At 51.8% G+C, this 16,331-nt stretch carries 15 protein-coding genes; 11 read left to right on the forward strand and 4 right to left on the reverse strand.

Annotated features, from left to right (window positions below; all coding sequences use genetic code 11):
* Positions 1–11: 11 nt before the first annotated feature.
* Positions 12–707, forward strand: coding sequence for a trimeric intracellular cation channel family protein (locus tag HU175_RS20335; RefSeq protein WP_317167760.1), 696 nt, complete (start codon positions 12–14; stop codon positions 705–707).
* An 8-nt stretch (positions 708–715) separates the two neighbouring features.
* Here the strand turns inward: HU175_RS20335 and HU175_RS20340 are convergent, their stop codons facing one another.
* Together HU175_RS20340 and HU175_RS20345 are read right to left on the reverse strand one after the other, a co-directional pair.
* The gene (locus tag HU175_RS20340) at positions 716–1,243 is read right to left on the reverse strand and encodes an Lrp/AsnC family transcriptional regulator (protein WP_228724437.1); all 528 of its coding nucleotides are present in this window, start codon (positions 1,241–1,243) and stop codon (positions 716–718) included.
* A gap of 78 nt (positions 1,244–1,321) precedes the next feature.
* Complete coding sequence (locus tag HU175_RS20345; protein ID WP_176568322.1) at positions 1,322–2,701, reverse strand: TlpA family protein disulfide reductase; 1,380 nt, start codon at positions 2,699–2,701, stop codon at positions 1,322–1,324.
* 286 nt (positions 2,702–2,987) lie between these two features.
* Between HU175_RS20345 and HU175_RS20350 the strand changes: the two genes are divergently transcribed.
* The 7 genes from HU175_RS20350 (at position 2,988) to HU175_RS20380 (ending at position 9,262) form a co-directional block, all read left to right on the forward strand.
* Positions 2,988–3,344, forward strand: coding sequence for a T9SS type A sorting domain-containing protein (locus HU175_RS20350; protein WP_176568323.1), 357 nt, complete (start codon positions 2,988–2,990; stop codon positions 3,342–3,344).
* Positions 3,345–3,502: 158 nt separating this feature from the next.
* A complete protein-coding gene (locus HU175_RS20355; protein WP_176568324.1) occupies positions 3,503–4,612 on the forward strand; it encodes a sensor histidine kinase in 1,110 nt (369 codons plus the stop codon).
* Between the two features lie 112 nt (positions 4,613–4,724).
* Positions 4,725–5,504 (forward strand): LytR/AlgR family response regulator transcription factor, encoded by a 780-nt coding sequence (locus HU175_RS20360; protein WP_176568325.1) that lies wholly within the window; start codon positions 4,725–4,727, stop codon positions 5,502–5,504.
* Positions 5,505–5,686: 182 nt separating this feature from the next.
* On the forward strand, positions 5,687–6,841 hold the full coding sequence (locus HU175_RS20365; RefSeq protein WP_176568326.1) for a serine hydrolase domain-containing protein: 1,155 nt from the start codon (positions 5,687–5,689) through the stop codon (positions 6,839–6,841).
* 366 nt (positions 6,842–7,207) lie between these two features.
* Positions 7,208–8,086: a helix-turn-helix domain-containing protein gene (locus tag HU175_RS20370; RefSeq protein ID WP_176568327.1), complete on the forward strand. Its 879-nt coding sequence runs from the start codon at positions 7,208–7,210 to the stop codon at positions 8,084–8,086.
* Positions 8,087–8,157: 71 nt separating this feature from the next.
* The gene (locus HU175_RS20375) at positions 8,158–8,895 is read left to right on the forward strand and encodes an SDR family oxidoreductase (RefSeq protein ID WP_176568328.1); all 738 of its coding nucleotides are present in this window, start codon (positions 8,158–8,160) and stop codon (positions 8,893–8,895) included.
* 70 nt (positions 8,896–8,965) lie between these two features.
* A complete protein-coding gene (locus HU175_RS20380) occupies positions 8,966–9,262 on the forward strand; it encodes a nuclear transport factor 2 family protein (RefSeq protein ID WP_176568329.1) in 297 nt (98 codons plus the stop codon).
* 317 nt (positions 9,263–9,579) lie between these two features.
* Here the strand turns inward: HU175_RS20380 and HU175_RS20385 are convergent, their stop codons facing one another.
* Complete coding sequence (locus HU175_RS20385; RefSeq protein WP_176568330.1) at positions 9,580–9,840, reverse strand: hypothetical protein; 261 nt, start codon at positions 9,838–9,840, stop codon at positions 9,580–9,582.
* 445 nt (positions 9,841–10,285) lie between these two features.
* On the opposite strand from HU175_RS20385, the gene HU175_RS20390 reads away from it, so the two are divergent.
* Together HU175_RS20390 and kbl are read left to right on the forward strand one after the other, a co-directional pair.
* The gene (locus tag HU175_RS20390; RefSeq protein ID WP_176568331.1) at positions 10,286–11,248 is read left to right on the forward strand and encodes an NAD-dependent epimerase/dehydratase family protein; all 963 of its coding nucleotides are present in this window, start codon (positions 10,286–10,288) and stop codon (positions 11,246–11,248) included.
* 5 nt (positions 11,249–11,253) lie between these two features.
* Positions 11,254–12,462 carry a glycine C-acetyltransferase gene (kbl, locus tag HU175_RS20395; protein WP_176568332.1) on the forward strand — a complete coding sequence of 403 codons (1,209 nt, stop codon included), beginning with the start codon at positions 11,254–11,256 and terminating at the stop codon, positions 12,460–12,462.
* Positions 12,463–12,550: 88 nt separating this feature from the next.
* Here the strand turns inward: kbl and HU175_RS20400 are convergent, their stop codons facing one another.
* Entirely contained in the window at positions 12,551–15,115 is a 2,565-nt protein-coding gene (locus tag HU175_RS20400) for a heme-binding protein (RefSeq protein WP_410528607.1), read from the reverse strand.
* 397 nt (positions 15,116–15,512) lie between these two features.
* Between HU175_RS20400 and HU175_RS20405 the strand changes: the two genes are divergently transcribed.
* Positions 15,513–16,286, forward strand: coding sequence for an SGNH/GDSL hydrolase family protein (locus HU175_RS20405; RefSeq protein ID WP_176568333.1), 774 nt, complete (start codon positions 15,513–15,515; stop codon positions 16,284–16,286).
* Positions 16,287–16,331 lie beyond the last annotated feature (45 nt).

A 16,331-nucleotide genomic window follows, 5' to 3' on the forward strand; every position in this document is an offset into this window, starting at 1 on the left:
TATTTTGTTTCATGTTCTGCCAGTTGACGCTGGAGACGCGGATTCACTGGCCTATTTTTGTAGCGAGTGCTTCAAGCTGGCGCTCGCTCACCATGACCATCTGGTATCTGACCGACCTAGTCGGCACGAGTGTTTTTGCTATTTCAGGCGCGCTCTCGGCCCTGCGCAAAAAAATGTACCACGATCTGTTCGGTATATTCTTCGTCGCGTTTCTGACGGCCATCGGCGGTGGAACAGTTCGCGATATCATCATGGGAGCGTATCCGATTGCCTGGATTCGCGACCCTAACTACCTGATCGTCATTATTGCCAGCGTTGTCGTGGCCGTCTTCTGCCGGAAGTGGTGGCTGGGTCTGTTGCACCGCCCCCTGCTGCTTTTCGATACGCTGGGGATTGGCATTTACGCTATTCTCGGGATGCAGAAAGCGCTGGCACACGGCGTTAACAACTGGGCGGCTATGCTGCTGGGCATTATCTCAGCGCTCTTCGGTAGGGTTATTCGGGATACTTTGGTCAACGATTTGCCGGTTATTTTCGACCGGCAGCTGTATGCTACGCCCTGCCTGGCCGGCGTCATTGTTTACCAGATTGGCTGGTCGATGCAGATTGATCCCACGCTGAACTTTATCGTTTCGGCTGGCACGATCACCATCTTTCGCCTGCTCGCCATCCGCAACAACTGGTCGCTGCCCCGCATCAATGTGTAGCGGATACCTTATTCGGGAATGTGGTATCCCAGATTGTGCTTGATTTCCTTCAGCACGAACGTACTGTTCAGCACGCCGATGTTCTCGATCTGAGACAGTTTGTACTTCACGAAATCATGGTAATCGCTCAGGCTACCCACGTGGATTTTGAGCAGAAAATCAACCTGACCGGCCATGTGGTAGCATTCCTGTACTTCTTCCAGTTTTTGTACTTCCTCCTCAAACTTGTCGATGAACGCTTTGTCGTGGTAGCGCATAGACACCTGGCAGAACGTCGTGATGGGTTGCCCCAGCATGCCTTTGTCCAGCACCGCTACGTACTGTTTGATGAAGCCAAGACCTTCCAGCCGTTTGATTCGCTCATAAACGGGCGAGAGCGTCAGTCCCAGCTGAGCAGCCAGCTCTTTCGTAGTCAGCTTGGCGTCCTGCTGGAGCAGGCGCAGGAGTTTCTTGTCGGTATCGTCCAGAGCGTCCATAAAATTGCGGAAGGTCGGTAATCGGACAAAGTTAGGCTGGACTTTGGCAAAGCCGATCATTTTACGCACAAAGCATGAATCGGTTAGCCCGACGCAGCGGCTTTACTCGTGATTCGGAAGGCGTTAGCGCAGACCAAGCTATTGCATCAAACGTTCCAGTTCAGCCCGCAGCAACTTGTTGCTGGGGCGCTTCGCATTTGCCGAAACCAGTTTGCCTTTCTGATCGAAGAGTAAGTAACGAGGAATTGCTTTCATCTGGTACCGTTTGGCCAACGCAGACTGAAAAGAGTTGGTTAGCAGATAGCTGGGGGCCTGTGCCAGTCCCACCTGCCGAACAGCGTTTGACCAGGCGTTGGGGTCTTCGTCCATCGACACGTAAACGAACGTTATCTTCTTATCAGGCAGCGCGTTACGTAGCTGGTGCGATGCGGGTAACTCCGCCCGGCAGGGCGCACACCAACTCGCCCAGAAATCTACGTAGACGACGCGTCCCCGCTGAGCGGCCAACAGCTCGTTCCAGGTTAGCAAACGTCCTGACGCATCACGTAATTTCGTCTCGTTCGGAACGGGTTTGCGCGCTGCCGTGGCCACGTTGATCAACTCGTCAATGTATTGAACGTACGATGCCTGCTGACAGTCAACCTTGAATTGTGGAAGCAGGCGGGTAGCCAGGGCTAGGTCAAAGTCAGGATTCGGCAATTTGTCCTGTTTGGACTGGCTCAGGAGTTTCATCAGATCAAACAGCACGTAATCGCGGGTGGCTCCGGTCAATGAACGAATGGCGGACTGATATGCAGCAGAAAAGTTGATCGTACCCGACGGGGCACTGCTCATGACCTGAACTAAACGTGTAGCCGCGGCTCGATAGTCAGGAATGTACAGTTTGGTGTCATCCTGAAAGAGACGGACGTACTTATTGACCGAATCACGGGGAATCTGAACCGGCGGATGAAACAGTAATCCACGAGTATACTGATAAAAAAAGTAGTCCCTCCAGGGGTTCAATTGCGGTAAACTTATGTGGTGCTGCTGGGCGTACTGATTCAGAAAAGCCAGACGACTCTGGTAACGCTCCCGTAGTCGATCAGCCCGTTGCGCAAACGTGAGCTTACTGTAGACAGGACCCAGTAAATACTCTTGGCCATCTTCCTGAGCCGGTTGAGCCGCCAGGTAAATTTGATGGCAATTCGCGACGGCGTCGGCCTCACGCGCCGACGTTTTGGCCGTCAGAAAGCGGTTGGTTCCTTTGGTCAAGGTATATGATGTACCAGGCGTCAGGAAATACACAGCCTGACTTCGGTAGTCAGCATCCCGCAAGAAGATAGGCTGGTCGGTTGACCACTGTACCTCTCGATGATAAGGGGTTAAAATCGTAAGCTGATTGTTGCCGAAGCGGTCTACGTATTCCAGATAGGTCTGCCCGTTGAGCTTCCCTTCCAGGACCACACGTATCGTCGTTTGGGCGAAACCAACCTGGCAGAGCCAGATAAAACCCAGGATGATTCCGATTCTTTTCATGCAGAAGCTCTTTTGTGGTATTGCTCTGCTTCCCAAAAGGTTGTGCTCTAGTCATTCTAACCACGCCTTCTGATTGGAACAACAGGGAAATACGACAAGTAGACGTATTCCTGTCCATCATTCATCCCCCAAAAAATACACTCATCCAGCCAACTCGAACGCTCATCGTCTTTGGTTTTCAGGCCCGTGTTTGTCCGTGCAACTTTGACTCATCGAAACGACGAAATGACAGGTAGTCAGCCCGCCGGATCGCTCAAACGAGAAAAACAAACAACCAATACAAGCCATGAAAAAAGTACTTACGCTGATGCTGGGTCTGGTAGCCGGAACCGCATCGTTTGCTCACACAGCTGATGTCAACCCAACCGTTTCAGCAACGCATCTGGTTATGACAACCGACCAGAAAATTAAACTCTACGTTCAGCCAGCTCAGGACAAGGGCGACCTGTCGATCCGGGATGCCAACGGGCATGTGCTGTACAACACGACCGTGTCGCTTCAGAAAGGCTTACAGCAGCAGTTCGATATTTCCAACCTGGGCACGGGAATGTATCAGCTGACGCTGAACACGAACCACCAGACGCTGACCAAAACGTTTGTGGTGCAGGCCAATCCGAACGTGAGCTTCGTCGTGCAGGACTAAGAATCACGTGCCAAAGCCCTGTATAGATTGCTTGTCGAAACCGGCGTGAATGCCGGTTTCGACAGTTTCGGCAGTGAGTAGTCGGACAACCCTATACGGCTTTCGTTCCTTACTGCCCCCTGACGGGTAACTTTACCGCTACGCTCTAACCTGCTTTTATGCAAACTCGGCTTACCTCGGCTCAAAAGTGGCAGATCGCCCTGTATTTGCTGGGCCTTTTTACGCCTTTATTGCTCTACATCAACCTGCCGGATTCGGCCCGTAGCTGGTCGGCTATTATTCATATTCTGCCTTTCATTGCTGTCTTTGTGCTCATCAATCTGGGTCTATATTACGTCAGCATCACCGTAGCCGACTGGTGCCAGCGACAGCTGAGTCGCTGGCTGGGCAACGATTTTTTAACGGAACTCAACGGCAAATCCTTTTTCCTGACCTTTGTTGTTTCACTTGTTCTGGCCCTGCTATTTACCCAGACGCTTCACCTGGTGCTCGACGCCATTGCGTTCGTCATCCACCTGATCTGGCCACCATCAGCAACCCAGTCAAAACCGTCACCCTTCACGCCCGAGGTGCTGACGTATATTGAGCGGGCTCACAACGTTTTTTCGGTCGTCATTATGCTGTCCGCATTTTACCTGACCATTAGCATGCGGGCGTTTCAGCAGCTCCGGGATGTGCAATTGAAGGCCGAGCGACTGGAGAAAGAAGCCCTGTTGAGTCAGTTCGAAGCGTTAAAAAATCAACTAAGCCCGCACTTCCTCTTCAACAGCCTGAGCATTTTGACCTCCCTCATTCACGAGGACGTTAACCTATCCGAACAGTTCATCAAACGACTGTCCAAAGCATACCGCTACATTCTGGAACAACGTGATCAGGACAAGGTGCTTCTGAAAACCGAACTCGACTTTATTCAGGCTTACACGTTCCTGCTCCAGATCCGGTTCGAGAATAAGTTCGAGGTGCAGATTGACGTTCCCCCGGAAGACCAGCTCCGGTACTGGATTGCGCCACTCACGTTACAGCTGCTCGTTGAAAACGCGGTGAAGCACAACCGCATGTCGCTTCAGGAGCGGCTCCTGGTACGTATCTACACGCAGGGTGACTGGCTGGTTGTCGAAAACCCTATTCAGGCGAGAGATCAGCCCGAACCGTCGACCGGCGTAGGCCTCCGGAACATTGTCAACCGCTATACCCTCCTCACCGACCAACCCGTCACGGTCAGCCAGGAGGGGAATTCCTTTATCGTAAACATTCCCCTTTTAACTTAAAGAGCGAAAGAATGAAAGAGCGATACCATCCAGATGACTTCGCTCCTTACCGAAAACGGTTTCACATGTCAACCATCGCTCTTTCATTCTTTCGCTCTTTCTCTCTTTACCCATGAACGTACTTATCATTGAAGACGAAGCCCGTTCTGCCCGCCAGCTTGAACGGATGCTGAAAAACTACGACTCATCCATCCAGGTACTAGCTCAACTCCCGTCGGTGCGCGAATCCGTCGATTGGTTTACCAAGCAAAGCAACAGCCCGGCGCCGGGGCTCGACCTGGTGCTGATGGATATTCACCTGGAAGACGGACTGGCCTTTTCGATCTTCGATCAGATCAATCTAACCGCACCCATCATTTTCACGACGGCCTACGATGAGTATATGATCAAGGCGTTCAAGGTCAACAGCATCGATTACCTGCTCAAACCGGTTGACGAAGACGAACTGATCAACGCGCTCAATAAATACAAGACGCTACGTAGTGCCGCCGTTAGTCCGGATCTGACGCAGCTCATGCACGTGATGCAGCAGTTCAGGGAGCCACCGCCAACGTTCAAAGAGCGATTTATGGTCAGCATCGGCACCCGCATCCGCAGCGTCGAAACGACCGACATTGCTTATTTCTATTCGGAAGAGAAGGCTACGTTTCTAATGACCAAAGAAGGCCAGTTTCTGCCGCTCGACTACAGTCTCGATCAGTTGGTGGGGCTGCTGAATCCATCGCAGTTCTTTCGGGTTAACCGGCAGTTTCTGGTAGCCCGTAGCGCCCTGCGGAATATCCAGACCTATTCGGCGGGGAAGGTAAAACTGGACCTACAGCCCCCTACCCGACAGGAAGTATTTGTCAGCATCCATCGCCTGACGGATTTCAAAGACTGGCTCGGCAAGTAGCTATTTAAGTCAGCTGCGAGTAGAACTCCGATCAATGAAGCGTATTGCCAACCGAAAACCAACGTAGTTTTACGCAGCCAGAAAAACAGTAAAAACTGTCTGTATAACAAGAGATTATGCGCTTGTCTGACCCCTGAATCCCTAGCTAGCTTTGTTCCGGTTAAACAAAGACCACACTAGCTATGAAATCATTTATTAGTTCTGCCATTACAGCAGCAGCTCTTGCTACCTTATTGAATGCCTGTCAGCCAACCGCTGACGTTGGCAAAAACGGAACAACACTCGATGTTGATGCCCTGGCCAATGACATCGAAGCGCGCATTAAACCCGACGTGATGGGATACCAGATTGTCGTCTTTGCCGATGGTTCCTTACGAGCCTCCCGTGCCGGAGGAAATGCTCGACGGGCTGCCGATGCGCCGGAGCGCAAGATGGACATTGGCGACAAAATCAACGTTGCCAGCGTCAGCAAAACCGTGACGGCTGCGGCTCTGCTGCATGCCCTGAACGCCAAAAATGTCAGCGTCGATTCGCCCGTATGGTCGTACCTTCCTAAACACTGGCCCCTGCACAGCAGCATCAAAACCATAACCTTCCGGCAGCTACTGGCCATGCGCAGTGGCTTCCCCAAAAATGTACTCTCAGACTACGGGTCGCTGAAGGCGGCCATGATCGTAGGCGCTACTTCCTCCCGGCTGACCTTTAGCTACCAGAATATGAACTTTGCTCTCATGCGGTTTCTGATTCCGAATGTAGCCGGAGGTTATTCCATTACGCCAATGCCGGATAATGCATCCGCCCAGAAAATCAGTGAGGTCGAGCAGAAGCAGGCGCAGGAATACACCGATGCGTACATGAACTACTGCCAGCTCAACGTATTCGATAAAATTGGCATCGCTCCCAACATGGCCTGCAAGCCCACGGATGCCAATCCGGCCTTGTGCTACAAATGGGCAGCGCCCAACGGTAACGGTACCGACTGGGGCGATATGAGTCTGACTAACGCTGAGCGCGGCTGGAATATGTCAGCACTGCAAATGGCAACGTTCATGAACGCCTTGCACCATACGTACAAAATCCTCCCCAAAAATGTGGCGGATGCCATGCGCCGGGACACACTGGGCTACGATAATGCGAACATCATGACCGGTACGGGTCTTAAGTACATCGAGAAAAATGGGGGCTATCCTGCATCAAATAACGCGGGTGAAGTCGGCGCCTGGTTGTTTGGTTTCGAGAATGAAGTCTACGTAGCGGTGTTGGTAAATTCCGACCCAAAGCCAAACACGAGCGTATGGACTGACGTAGTAGCCGCTTTCGACGCGTGGTACAAATAGGTATTCAGTCAGGTTCGTGGGCATCTTACCTAGCCGCGTGAATCAAAAAAGTGAAAAATAAGATTCATTATGATTCACAGTACACAATAAATCGTCCGGATCGGCGTTTATAGTCTGTTATGTTTCTTCAGCCTTACCTTGCCCAGGGTAAGGCTTTTCTTTTACGTAAAGCACAGATCTTTATTCTTCGAGGCACTTGTGTCTGCTCCTGCCTCTCAGTACGTTGTCTCCCCGACTTTCTCCGCGTAAAATCACAGCCCATTGAACTAATTGAATTCAGCTGCCAGTTGAGAGCGTTAATATGTTGTTTAGGGGAGATAAGCCCCACCATCTGGTCCTTTCTAAACATTTAGCCTCCAACGAGCTGTGCAGGACACCAAAGGAGTACTCGATAAAATCAGGCATCATGATCAGGTTCCACTCATGATCAATGAAAACTGTGCTATTCCACTACCCGAAGCTGTCCTACCAACCCTGCTTCAGCCCCATAAGCTGGCCTACTACTATTTTATGTTTATGGACCGGGGGTCGGAAACCTGTCAGATCGATTTTCAGGACAGAACGGTTGCCGATAGCCAGGTGATTTTTGGGTTACCCAACCAGGTTTTCGCGCATGCAGCCCCTGACAAAAACAACCAACAGTATAAGATCAGCTTTGATGAGAATACACTGTCTTTGCTGCCGCAGGCTTACCCGTTTCTGGTCAATCCAGCCAACACAAACGCCATTACGTTCGATCCGGCTGCCAGGCAGCGGGTCAAAGCAACCCTGTCTATTTTGTTTCAATTAGTGCATACGCCCGGCAAGCAGCAGCATGCTGCGGTTATTCTGGCGTATGTAAACGCGTTGTTGACTGAGTTTAACAGTGCTTATTTCGCCCATAACCAGTCCGGCGCTACGGCCAATCCCAGGCAGTCAAAGTACATTGCCTTCAAGCTGGCCGTAGAAACGCACCTCACCGAGCAGCACGATGTACATACCATTGCGGACGAACTGGCCATGACTCCCGGCAGTTTGTACACTCTGGTGAAAGAGTTTTCGGGACTTTCGCCGAAAGAGTGGATCACTAACCGGCTCATCCAGGAAGCCCAGCGGAAACTCCAGTACTCCGCCCCATCGATCAAAGAACTGGCTTACGAACTGGGCTTCAACGATCCAGCTTATTTCTCCCGGCTGTTCAAAAAGAGAACGGGCAAGAACGTCAGTACCTTTCTGGCGGAGCGGCAGAATTTGTCCATACATTGAGATGATTTGTCCCTATCGACCCGTTTAGGGCTATCTACTTTTGCCAGAGTAGTTTTAACGTCGTTATCAGGATGAAATCAGCATTAGTCACCGGAGCCAACAAAGGTATTGGCCTGGAAGTAGTAAGACAGCTCGCCCAGAACGGATTCTTTGTGTATCTGGGGAGCCGCAATCTGGAAAGTGGGCTGGCCGCAGCCGAAACACTTAAAAAGAACGGCATTAATCAGGTCGAAGTCGTCCAGCTGGACGTTACCGATCCCGAATCAGTTCAGGCAGCCCGTACTTTGATCGGCGAGAAAACACCGGTCCTGGACGTACTGGTCAACAACGCGGGGATTTCAGGGGGATTTCCGCAGTCGGCGCTGACGGCCTCAATTGATCAATTCGAAGCCGTATATGATACCAACCTGTTCGGCGTGGTTCGGGTTACGCAGGCGTTTATTGATCTGCTCCGGCAAGCTCCTGAACCCCGCATTGTTAACTTAACGTCTGCAATGGCCTCGCTTACCCTGGCGGCCGATACGTTGGGGAGCAGCTACGACAACAAATTAGCGGTTTATCAATCGAGCAAATCAGCCCTGAACATGTACACGATCAACCTGGCCTACGAGCTTCGTAACAGCCCGTTTAAAGTGAACATGGTTTGTCCTGGCTACACCCAGACCGACTTTACGGGTCATCAGGGCACAAGCACCGTTCAGGAAGCCGGGCAACGTATTGCGAAGTATGCGCTGATTGATCAGAGCGGCCCGAGTGGCCGGTTTATCAGCGAAGAATATTTCCCGGAGCCAGCCACTTGCCCGTGGTAGATCGGGAATAACGTAGCCGCTGTTCCCGGCTCTTAATTGAAAAGATTCTTTGATTAAACGCCAGACGAAGATGATTGAGATTAATAAAGCAACATTAGAAAAGGCAAACGCGGCCGTTACGGCTGGCGACAATGAGGGTTTTCTGGCTCACTGCACCGAAGATACCGAATGGGTATTTGTAGGTGAGCAGACCCTGCAGGGAAAGGAAGCGGTTCGGCAGTGGATGGTAACCGCCTACGCAGAACCGCCAATATTTATAGTTGATAACCTGATTGCCGAGGGCGATTTTGTTACCGCAGTTGGTACCATCAATCTGAAGGACGAAAGCGGAGGAACGACAACCTATTTATACTGCGATATATGGTGATTTCGCGACGGAAAAATGGCCGAATTAAAAGCGTTTGTCATCAAACCATAGCCAGAATTAACGTCACAAATCGTACTGAGCGCATCGCTATACAGGGAATCTAGTATAGCGATGCGCTTATCTAAAACGAGCCTTAGTTTCCCAACGGGATTACGAATACATTTCCAGGAAAACCTATCTGTATCAGCAGTCAACTAATTGACGGATCCACGCAGGTTGACAGTGTTGACGTTTTCTATCGAATATACGGTGCCTGATATGACTTCTACATGTGGTAAATCATATACCCACATTAGTTTTCACCGATTGTCGCCAGTCTATTTCAGCACAACCAGGTTTTGGGGTGGCTGCCAGGCACCGTTCTGCCAGGTAAACTCGAACGATTCTTCGCTGATCGCCCACATACTCCATTTGCCCGCGTGGACCGTATTACTCACATTCAGCCGGTACTGCTTAGCCACGACTTTCGTTGATTGAGCGATCTGATTGTCGGTACCCTGTTCCGGTAAACTGCTGTAGGCGTTGTCGTATGCCTGCTGGGTGATAATGTACTCCGTATGGTGGTTTTGTTGTGCCATTGTCTTGATATATTGCCTCCTAACTCATTAAGCAGGCAGGCAGTTCGATCGGTCAGACAACGTAGCAGGCTCAGTTAAGCCGGTCATTTTTTACCCTAGCTCAGAAGCTTTTTTTGCCTGATCGGCCGGCGCCATCTTTATATTTCATAAAATCCGGAAAGGCCAGTTTAATTGCGCACGGAAGAACAGTTCAGCGAAACAGAAAATAGTACTAAACCGTTAAAAAGTAGACCAAAAATTTTCCTAAATAACACTTAACAAGACTTACGTTTTAGAAAATTTCACGCGTTTTTACCCCATGAACCACAATATTTACTTACTTATCCAAGACATCTCTTTTTATTATTGGCAAAAGTAACTTTGCACCGGAAATAACACTTACAATTAATAAGCGTTATTATTTCTTTTCAATCCGTTCGTATTCACAATCTTATTTAACCTGGTGATGCAGCGCGAAACTGTTTTAATCATTGGAGCTAACGGGCAAATCGGTACTGCCCTTCTCCCCCGCTTACGGGATCAATTTGGCAGCAGCAATGTTATTGCGGCTGACCTACGAAAACCAGCCAACGACTCTGGTCTGTTTACGCTACTGGACGCAACCCAGCCCGAGGCTCTGACCGAAGTTGTTCGGCGGTATCGGATAACCCAGATCTATCACTTGGCCGCAATCCTATCGGCAAAGGGCGAAAGCGATCCGATCGGGTCCTGGAACCTGAATATGCAGACCCTGCTCAACGTACTGGAGGTCTCCCGACTGCACAACATTCGGAAAGTGTTCGTTCCCAGTTCGATTGCGGCTTTCGGCGAACATGCGCCTAAATACGATACGCCACAGAACGCCTATCTGGACCCCACTACCGTATACGGCATCAGCAAGGTAGCCGCCGAAAACTGGTCGATGTACTATCACAAACGTTATGGGCTCGACATACGCTCGCTGCGGTATCCGGGCGTCATCAGCTACGAGTCGATGCCGGGCGGTGGTACCACCGATTATGCCGTGGCGATTTATCATGCCGCCGTGCAGGGCCAGTCGTTCGATTGCTTTCTGAACGCTGATACCCGTCTGCCCATGATCTACATGGACGACGCTCTCCGAGCCACGCTGGAACTGATGGATGCCCCCGCCGAGCAGATCAGCGTTCGGACGTCGTATAACCTGGCAGGGATGAGTTTCACTCCTGCCGAACAGACGGCTTCCATCCAAGCCCATTTTCCGGATTTTGTTACGTACTATAAACCTGACTTTCGACAGGCTATTGCCGAGTCGTGGCCCAAAACCATCGACGATTCAGTAGCCCGGCAGGACTGGGGCTGGAAACCGGCCTTCGATCTGTCCCGCATGACCCAGGAGATGATTTCAAACCTGACCGCCGTCTACCAGCCGCTGGTCTCAATCCCATAAATCCCATGTACGGATCCATCAAAGAACAACTTCAGCAGGAACTGAACAGCATCAAAGAAGCGGGACTCTACAAGTCCGAACGGATCATTGTATCGCCCCAGTCGTCGGTGATCGCCGTGCGCGACGGCCGGGAAGTGCTGAACTTCTGCGCCAATAACTACCTCGGTCTGTCGTCCGATCCGGATGTGATCGAAGCGGCCCACCAGACCCTCGACAGCCACGGGTTTGGTATGTCGTCAGTGCGGTTTATCTGCGGTACGCAGGATATCCATAAAGAACTTGAGCAGAAAACAGCCGAGTTCGTCGGGGCCGAAGATTGTATTCTGTACGCAGCCGCATTCGATGCCAATGGTGGAATATTTGAACCGCTGCTGGGCGAGCAGGACGCCATCATTTCAGACGAGCTGAACCACGCGTCGATCATTGACGGAATTCGGCTGAGCAAGGCGAAACGGTTTCGCTACAAGCACAACGACATGGCCGATCTGGAAACCCAGTTGCAGGCGGCATCGTCGGCCCGCCGGACCCTGATCGTAACCGACGGGGTTTTCTCGATGGACGGCACGATTGCCCAGCTCGACAAAATCTGTGATCTGGCCGATCAGTACAACGCGATGGTGATGGTCGATGAATGCCACGCCAGCGGTTTTGTGGGCAAGACCGGCCGTGGTACACCCGAATTCCGGAACGTATTCGGGCGGATTGACATCATCACCGGTACGTACGGTAAAGCGCTTGGTGGCGCGTCGGGGGGATTTACGGCGGCCCGGAAAGAGATTGTTGATTTGCTGCGTCAGCGGTCGCGTCCGTACCTGTTTTCTAATACGCTGGCCCCAACCATCGTAGGCGCGTCGCTGAAAGTGCTGGACATGCTGCAAGCATCGACCGCATTGCGCGACAAACTGGAAAACAATACCCGCTATTTCCGGGAGGCCATGACCGCGGCCGGTTTTGACATTCTGCCCGGCGAGCACCCGATCGTGCCAATTATGCTGTATGAAGCCCCACTGGCGCAGGAGTTTGCTGCCCGGCTGCTGGAAGAAGGCATTTACGTCATCGGTTTCTTCTACCCGGTCGTACCCAACGGCAAAGCCCGGATTCGGGTGCAGATTTCGGCGGGTCACGAGCAGGAACACCTGGAACGCGCCGTAGCCGCTTTCACCAAAGTTGGCCAGGAACTGGGCGTGCTCCACACAGCCGAAACCGCTAAGTAATCCTGCCCTATACCGTATTATTCCGAAACCCCCTAACGACAACAGCCCGGCCATCTGGCCGGGCTGTTGTCGTTAGGGGGTTTCGTGTTTACTTCTTCTGCTGGGATAGGAACGTAATCAATGACGCAAATTCTTCGTAGGACAAGGCATTGGCCAGGCCCGTAGGCATCATGGAGTTTTCCATCTCTTTCCGGGAAACCACGTCCGACGCCTTGATTGTGTACACCTGTCCGGTTATGTCGCGCATGACGATCCGGCTGGCCGATTCTTCCGTAACAAAGCCGGTGTAACTTTTATTACCCTTGGCTGTAATGAATACCGTAGCAAAACCCTGCGAAATGGATGCATCCGGTTTGAGGATCGACTCCGCAATTTGCTCGCGGGTCATAATCGAGCCAATCTGTCCCATAAACGGCCCTTTCATGGGTTCGTTTTTGCTGAGGCTATGACAGGCAACGCACCCCTGCTGCGTAAACAAGGTTTTGCCCACAGCCGCTTCGCCTTTGATTTTAGCCATCGCCAGCATCACGTCTTCAATCGATGCTTCACCGATCTGTCCTTTTTTATTCTTTATTTTTTCCAGATCGACCTTTGGTTCTTCTTTAGCAACAACGGTTTCTTCCACGCCAAATTCAGGTATTTCCAGACGAAGGCGGCTGTTCAGATCGGTGAAAAACTGCTTCTGATCGCTTTTTTGCCATTCGCCAACCAACAAGTTTTTGATCACTGGTGACGACTCCCACTCGATGCCCCGGTAGTAGGGGCCGTGGGTATCCGGACGCGTGCTCCACCACCAGGAACCGTCATAGTCCGCTTCCTTCTTATACAATCGGGCCAGCGTAGTCAACAGTTGCTGCTTCTGCGCAGCATCAGTTGTTTTTGCATAAGCCGCCAGGAGGCCATTCACCGCTTTGGGATCGTGCATGTAGCGCAATGCCCAGAGAGCCAGGGTCGACTGATTCGTACTGAGCGCGTTTACACAGGCGTCTACCGCCCGAAGGCTGACCAGCGCCCGAACCGCCAGGTGGGCCGGAACAATGGATGAATTGGGCGTAGCATGGGGCCCTTCGGTGCCTGGTGCCGGAGCCACAAACGTAGCTGGTACAACAGTTTTTAACAGGGCCTGAGCTGCTTCGGCCTTTCCCAGACGACCGATCCCAATAATGGCGGCCGTTTGCACGCGGGGCGACGTACTGGTCAATCCCGTCAGAAACGGCTCAAGCGGTACGTTGGCAACAAATGCTTTACGGTCGGCTAGAGCCCGCAGGGCGTATTCCTGCATCGTTTCGTCGGCAGCCAGCCGCACCAGATTCCCGGTTCCATCAGCACCGGCCAGCTGAGCATACGTATACATGGCGGCAATGCGGCCCGGCAGCGACACCCGTTTGTCCGTAACAATCGCCCAGACCGTTTTCTGCGTTTTCCCATCGGTACGGCTCAATAATTCCTGCTGAGCCGCCAACCGGGCTACGGCACTGCCGGACTTCAGCAGATCGGCCAGTTTCTTGACCGACATTTTCTTGACATTCCCGAACGGAACGTACTGCCAGTCTTTTGGAATGACCCGCGCCACGTAGCCTTTGCCGGGATTTCCGGTATAACCCGCTCCATCCCAGGCAGCCAGGTACATCCGTCCTGATCCGTCTACGTCCACGTCGGTAATCTGGGGCAGTTTGATAAACTCTTCCTCTTTCTGCACAAAGCTGGGCCCGTCGCTCGTAACCCGGTGCAGATACAGCTGGTTGCGGCCCCAGTCGGCCATCATAGGCACGCGGTTATATTTTTCGGGCCAGGAAGGCTCATCCATGTAGAGCGAGCCAGTCCCCGATCCACCACCCACATCCACCAGGGCCGGAATAATTTCGTCGGTAAAGTGCTTGAACAGAACGGGGTAACCATACTCACCCGATTGGATATGGTGCGAAAACCGGATGTTCCAGCCTCCTCCATCATTCGTATTGTCGCGGGTGAAGGTGTTCATGTACGGGTCGATTGCGACGTCGTAAATGTTACGGGTGCCATGCGTGTAGATTTCCATTTCGGTACCGTCGGGCCGAACTCGAACAATACCGCCCCCGAGCATGGTGAGTTCTTTACCCGACCGGTCGATTGCTTTGTAGAAGCCAAAATCGCCTACTGCAATATAGACCCAGCCGTCGATACCCATCCGGATACCATTGGTCGCATGGTCTGTCCCGCGACTCTGGATAAAATTCACGTTGCTAATGTGCTGAATCAGGGGCTTAGATGGCCCGTCGGCGACGCCATCCTGGTTTTTATCCTCAAAAACAACCAGGTCCATGCCAGTCGCTTTTTTAGTTTCGGGCGAAAAGGTGGTGTGCAGCACCAGCAGCCGGTCGCCCAGCGGCAGAATTCCCCGTGGATTATCGACCTGCGCAAATTCAGTATGACGATCTACCCGCCCGTCGTTATCGGCATCAACCAGCCTGACGATACTTCCTTTACCGGGTTCTTTCCCGAGCGATCCCATTTTATCAACCCCCACAAACACTTCACCCGTAGGCGCTACTGCCATACAGGCCGGGCTGGGTGTCAGTGATGGCCCGGTAAAGGCGTTCATCATCAATTCGTTGGGCCAGCTGGCGGCTTTCAACAACGTATCAGAACCTTCCCGAAACAGACTTCCATTCATTCGTGGGGACGATGACTGTTTAGTCACCATGCCCGCCATCACCCAGAGGGCCGCACCGACTATCCCTATCAACCGAAACATATTTGCTTTTTTATTCAATAAACCTGATTAACTACTTGAAAACAAAACCAAACTCGATACCTACTTGACGAATGCGGTACAAATCTTTCCTTTTTCTGCATTCGAACACATGCCCGGACAAACTCTTACGGCTATCGCGTGGTACTTTTACGGAGCAAGTTCCCCAAATAACCGCGTTATCTGACAAAGCAAAACCTGCCAGCCCTATGATCGATTCTTGATATATATTCAGGCAAGTATACATCAAAATACCCCGAAATACTACCTGGTGCGAACCGGCTGGACCACTTTTGATCCCCTAAGGCTGAAATTTTCTATGTCATCCAACACCTCAAGACGTGCCTTTCTCAAATCGTCGGCATTGGCCGGTTTAGCAGCCGAACCACTGCTGGTCGCTGCCCCCGTACCGATGCCTGAACCTCGCGCCGAAAAAGGACTTGTTTTTCTGTTTCAGGGCGACTCCATCACGGATGGTAACCGAGGGCGCACCACAGACCCAAACCATATTATGGGTCATGGGTACGCATTTTCCATAGCTAGCCGCATAGGCGCTGATTTTCCGGAGAGTGGATTTAGCTTTTATAACCGGGGTATTAGCGGCAATACCGTTACTGATCTGCAGAAACGCTGGTCGGTTGATACGCTTGCTCTCAAACCCGATGTTCTCAGCCTGTTGGTTGGGATCAACGATACGGATTTGGTTGTCAACAAACCAGCCGAAGCGACCAGCCTGGAACAGTTCGAATCCACGTATCGGGGGCTGCTTACCGACAGTCGAAACCAGCACGCAGCCTGCCTGTTTGTTCTAGGGCTTCCCTTCGTCTATCCCGTCGGACAACGTAGCGAAAACTGGGAACGCTGGCGTGATGACACGGCACAACGACAAGGTATTGTCCGAAAACTAGCCGCCGAATTCAATGCCATACTCGTTGATTATCCCGCCCTGTTCGACAAAGCGCTGACGAAAGCCCCCATTGATTACTGGATCTGGGATGGTATTCATCCGACCGTATTCGCCCATGAACTGATGGCGCGGGAATGGATAAAGCAGGTAAGCAGCCAGCTTACATTCCTTAAGAAGTATCGGTAGAACAGAGAAAGCCGAATGCAAATTGCCCCTATGCACCGCTTCTAA

The sequence above is a fragment of the Spirosoma sp. KUDC1026 genome, from assembly GCF_013375035.1.
Classification (GTDB): Bacteria; Bacteroidota; Bacteroidia; order Cytophagales; family Spirosomataceae; genus Spirosoma.